At 71.9% G+C, this 4911-nt stretch carries 2 protein-coding genes; both read left to right on the forward strand.

Features of this window, described 5'->3' with window-relative positions; genetic code table 11:
- Positions 1-9 precede the first annotated feature (9 nt).
- Positions 10-4716 (forward strand): type I polyketide synthase, encoded by a 4707-nt coding sequence (locus tag ACWCXX_RS40535; protein ID WP_451136227.1) that lies wholly within the window; start codon positions 10-12, stop codon positions 4714-4716.
- On the forward strand, positions 4713-4911 hold a 199-nt coding region (locus tag ACWCXX_RS40540), incomplete at its 3' end, for a beta-ketoacyl synthase N-terminal-like domain-containing protein (RefSeq protein ID WP_451136229.1). The genes ACWCXX_RS40535 and ACWCXX_RS40540, both read left to right, overlap by 4 nt.

Below are 4911 nucleotides of genomic sequence, written 5' to 3' on the forward strand. Positions count from 1 at the left end.
CAGCAGCGGGTGATCCAGGATGCGCTGGAGGCGGCCCGGCTCACTCCGGCCGACATCGATGCGGTCGAGGCGCACGGGACGGGTACGTCGCTGGGCGACCCGATCGAGGCCGGAGCGCTGGCCGAGGTGTTCGGTCCGGGGCGGGATGCGGGCCGTCCGGTGTGGCTGGGGTCGTCGAAGTCGAACATCGGCCACGCCCAGGCCGCCGCCGGTGTGATCGGCGTGATGAAGATGGTTCTGGCGTTGCAGCACGGGGTGTTGCCGAAGACGCTGCATGCCGAGGAGCCGAGCTCGCTGATCGAGTGGGAGGGCAGTGGGCTTGAGCTGTTGCAGGAGGCACGTCCGTGGGAGTGGGACGAGGGACGGGTGCGGCGTGCGGGGGTGTCGTCGTTCGGTCTGAGCGGTACGAACGCGCACGTCATCGTGGAGGAGCCGCCCGCCGTCGAAGCGGCGGCAGAGGCTTTCGACGGGCCGTCCTCGGTGCCGGTGCCGTTCCCGGTGGTGGTGTCGGGGCGTGACGAGGCGGCGTTGCGGGAGCAGGCGGGGCGCTGGGCGTCCTGGCTCTCCGGCCGCGAGGACATCCGCCTGGCGGATGTGGCGGTGACGGCCGCCCGGCACCGTACGCACTTCGCCTCCCGTGCCGCTGTCACCGCCTCGACCCTCGACCGGGCCGTGGAAGCACTCCGGGCTCTCGCCGACGGCGTCCCGGACCCCGGTCTTGTGCAGGGGCGGGCCGTCGAGCGGACCAGGACCGTGTTCGTCTTCCCGGGACAGGGCACCGACTGGGAGGACATGGGCCGGGACCTGCTGGACCAGAGCCCCGCCTTCCGCGAAACGGTGAGCGCGTGCGACGCGGCACTGCGGCCCCACACCGGCTGGTCGGTGCTCGACCGGCTGCGCGGCGAGGACCGGGGAAGCCTCCCGTTCGAGCGACTGGACGTCGTCCAGCCCGTGCTGTTCGCCATGTACGTCGGCCTGGCCGCGGCCTGGCGGGAGCTGGGACTCGAACCCTCCGCCGTGGTCGGCCACAGCCAGGGAGAAGTGGCCGCGGCCGTCGTCGCCGGCGCACTCACCGTCGAGGAGGGCGCCCGCATCGTGGCACTCCGCAGCCGGGTGCTCCAGTCCGACGGCGGCGGTGGCGAGATGGCCGTGATCGAACTGCCCCTCGACCAGGTGCGCGAACACATCGCACCGTACGGGGACGCCCTGTCGATCGCGGCGGTCAACACCGACCGGTGGACCGTGATCTCCGGCGACGTCGACGCGGTCGAGGACGTACTGATCGAGCTCGACGACGCGGACGTCGCATGCGGAAAGCTCAACGCGGCCTGCGCGTCGCACAGCGCCCACATGGACCCGCTCCTGCCCGGACTGCGGGCCGAGTTCGCCGTACTGCGCCCCCGGCAGACCGACGTGCCGTTCTACTCGACGGTCACCGGAGACCTCGTTGACGGCCGTGAGCTGGACGCGGACTACTGGTGCCGCAACCTGCGCGAGCCGGTCCGGCTCGACCTGGCCCAGGCGAAGCTGATCGAGGACGGGTACGACGTCTTCGTCGAAGTCAGCCCGAACCCCGTCCTGGTCATGCCGCTGACGAACGGGCTCGGCGAGGCGGACGGCCTCGTGGTGCCGAGCCTCCAGCGGGGCCAGGGCGGCCTCGGCGAACTGCTCGGAACGCTGGCCCTGCTGCACGTCCAGGGTTACGGGGTCGACTGGGATCGCGCCCTGGGCGCACCCACCGGCACCCTCGTCCCCCTTCCCACGTACGCCTTCCAGCGCGAGCGCTACTGGACGGAGATCGTCCGGCCCGCCGGCGACGCGAACTCGATGGGCCTCGCCCCGGCACGGCACCCCTGGCTGGGGGCCGTCACCGCGATGGCCAACGGCGAAGGGCACCTGCTCACCGGACGGCTCTCGCTCGCCGACCACCCGTGGCTGATCGACCACGCCGCCTTCGGCACCGTTCTGGCCCCCGGCACCGGGCTGCTGGAACTGGCGCTCGTGGCCGCGCGGGAGAGCGGCGCGGGACGGGTCGGCGAACTCACCCTGTCCGAACCGCTGATCCTCGACGGCGACGGAGTGCACATCCAAGTGGCGGTCGGGGCAGCCGACTTGAGCGGTGAGCGGTCCATCGCCATCTACGGACGACCCGAGTCGGAACAGGAACACTGGACGTGCCACGCCACGGGCAGACTGCTCGACGGCGGCGCGGACACCGGCGACGAAGGCTTCGACGACCTGCGGTCCTGGCCGGTGGCCGGCGCGGAACCGGTCTCCCTGGAGGGGTTCTACGAGCGGCTCGCCGCCCAGGGCGTCGGGTACGGCCCGGCGTTCCAGGGGCTGACCGAGCTGTGGCGCGACGGCGATACGGCCTACGGCCTGGTGCGGTTGCCCGAAGGAGTGCAGGGACAGGACTACGGGGTGCACCCGGCCCTCCTGGACGCGGCCCTCCACACGCTCCAGGCGGTCCGGGACCTCGACGAGGCCGACCACCGTGTGCTGCTGCCCTTCGAGTGGGAGGACGTGGAACTCCACGCCGAGGGCAGCTCGACCCTCCGCGTCCGGGTCGACCTGGACACCGTGCGGTCCAGCGCCCGGCTGTGGGTGGCGGACGCGCAGGGCAGGCCCGTGGCCGCTGCGGGAACGCTGCGGCTGCGCGAGGCGAGCGCGGAGCAGATCCGCTCCGGACGGCCCGTGCAGCACCTGTACCGGATCGGATTCCGGCCGGTGCGTCCCACGACCCCCTCGGTGGCCGTACGGACCGGGGTCCTTGGTGGTGACGGTGTTCTCTCGAATGTATTGGGGACTGAACATGTGGTTGATGTGGATGCTTTCCTTGCCGGCGTCGGAGACGGGTGGGAAACGCCCGTTCGACTGGTTGTGGATGCGACGGCGGACCCGGGACCCGCTGGTGCGCGAGACGGGTCGGAGGACCCGGACGACGCCGGCGTCGGGGCTGTCCGAAGGCTGACGGCCGACGCCCTGACAACACTGCGGCGACTGCTGACCGACGACCGGCTGACCACTGCCGAACTGGTGTGGGTGACCCGTGGAGCCGTGAACGCGGGGAGCACCGGAGACGGCGTGGACGGCGTGGACAGTGGGGACGGCGGGGCAGGCGGGGACGGCATACGGGACCTGAGCCGGTCCGGCCTGTGGGGTCTGGTCCGCTCGGCACGTACGGAGTTCGCCGAGCGAACGGTCCGCCTCGTCGACATCGACGCCTGTACACCGGCCCTGGCACAGGCACTGGCGGTGACCGACGAGCCGGAACTCGTGGTCCGCGACGAGAAGGTCCTCGCCGCCCACCTGGCCCGGGTCCGCGGCACGGCCGAGAACGACGGGGCGCTCCGCCGCCTGGACCCCCGAGGCACCGTCCTGATCACCGGGGGCACCGGTGAACTGGGCCGTCAGGTCGCCGCCCATCTCGTCCGCGAGCACGGGGTGCGCCACCTGGTCCTCACCTCGCGGCGCGGTCCGCAGGCCCCCGGCGCGTCCGACCTCGTGAGCGAACTGGAGGCGGCCGGCGCCACGACCGTCCGTATCGAGTGCTGCGACGTGACGGACCGGGAGCAGCTCGCACAGCTCCTGGCCGCGGTGCCGGACGCACACCCCTGGACGGGTGTGGTGCACCTGGCGGCAGCCCTGGACGACGGGCTGCTGACGGCACAGGACCCGGAGCGGTTGTGGAAGGTACTGGGCCCGAAGGTGGCCGGAGCCGTCCATCTGCACCGGCTCACCCGGGAGTTGGACCTGGCCGCGTTCGTGCTCTTCTCCTCGGTGGCCGGGGTGTTCGGCGGCGCGGGCCAGTCCACGTACGCCGCCGCGAACACCTTCCTGGACGCCCTGGCCGCGCACCGCCGTGCCGAGGGGCTGCCCGCCACCAGCATCTCCTGGGGACTGTGGGAGGCCGCCGGCAACGGGCCGACCGACAACCTGGGGCAGGCGGACCTGGCCCGGATGCGGCGTCAGGGCATCTCCGCCCTCACCGCGGAGCAGGCTCTGCGCCTGCTGGACGCCGCGCTGTCCCGCCCGGAACCGCACCTCGTGGCGGCCAGGCTGGAACTGGACGCACTGCAGCGCGGCAACGACAAGGGAGAAGACGTTCCCGTGCTGCTACGAGGCATGCTCCGCAGTCGGCTCCGCCGCGCCCAGGACTCGGGAGCACCGGCGGCCGCCCTCAAGGACCGGCTGGCCCAGCTGTCCGCCAAGGAACGCCGCCGCACGGTGCTCCGGACGGTGCAGCGCGAGGCCGCCGTGGTGCTCGGCCTGCCGGACTCGGAGAGCGTGGGTGCCCAGCAGGTCTTCAAGGAAGTCGGGCTCGACTCTCTGATGGCGGTCGAGCTGCGCCGCCGCCTGTCGGCCGAGACGGGGGTCGCCCTGCCCGCCACGCTCGCCTTCGACCATCCGACGCCCGACGCCGTGGCGACGTTCCTGCTGGAACGGCTCGCCCCACCGGAGGCCCCGGGGAAGGCTCCCGCCCGCAGAGGAGCCGTGGGCGCCCTGACAGCGGCACAGATCGACGGCTTGGTGGAGCTGTTGCGGGCAGCGACGCCCGGACAACTGGAGACGGAGGGCCTGGCATCGGCCTTCCTCGACCTCAAGGACGGGCTTGCGAGGACCGTCGTCGTCCCGGACACGACGGTCGAGCTGGAAGCCGACAACACCGAAGACCTTCTGCAGTTCCTTGACGACAAGTTTGGAGTCAGTTCATGAGCGCGTCCGACGTCGAGAAGCTCGAGTCCTACCTGAGGCGTGCCACGACTGCGTTGCTCAAGGCGGAGAAGGAGCTCGGCTCGGAACGGGCCGCCCGCACCGAGCCGATTGCGGTGGTGTCGATGGCGTGTCGGTTGCCGGGTGGGATTGATTCGCCGGAGGGTTTTTGGGAGTTGTTGTCGGGTGGTGGGGATG

The organism is Streptomyces sp. NPDC001732 (genome assembly GCF_053596315.1).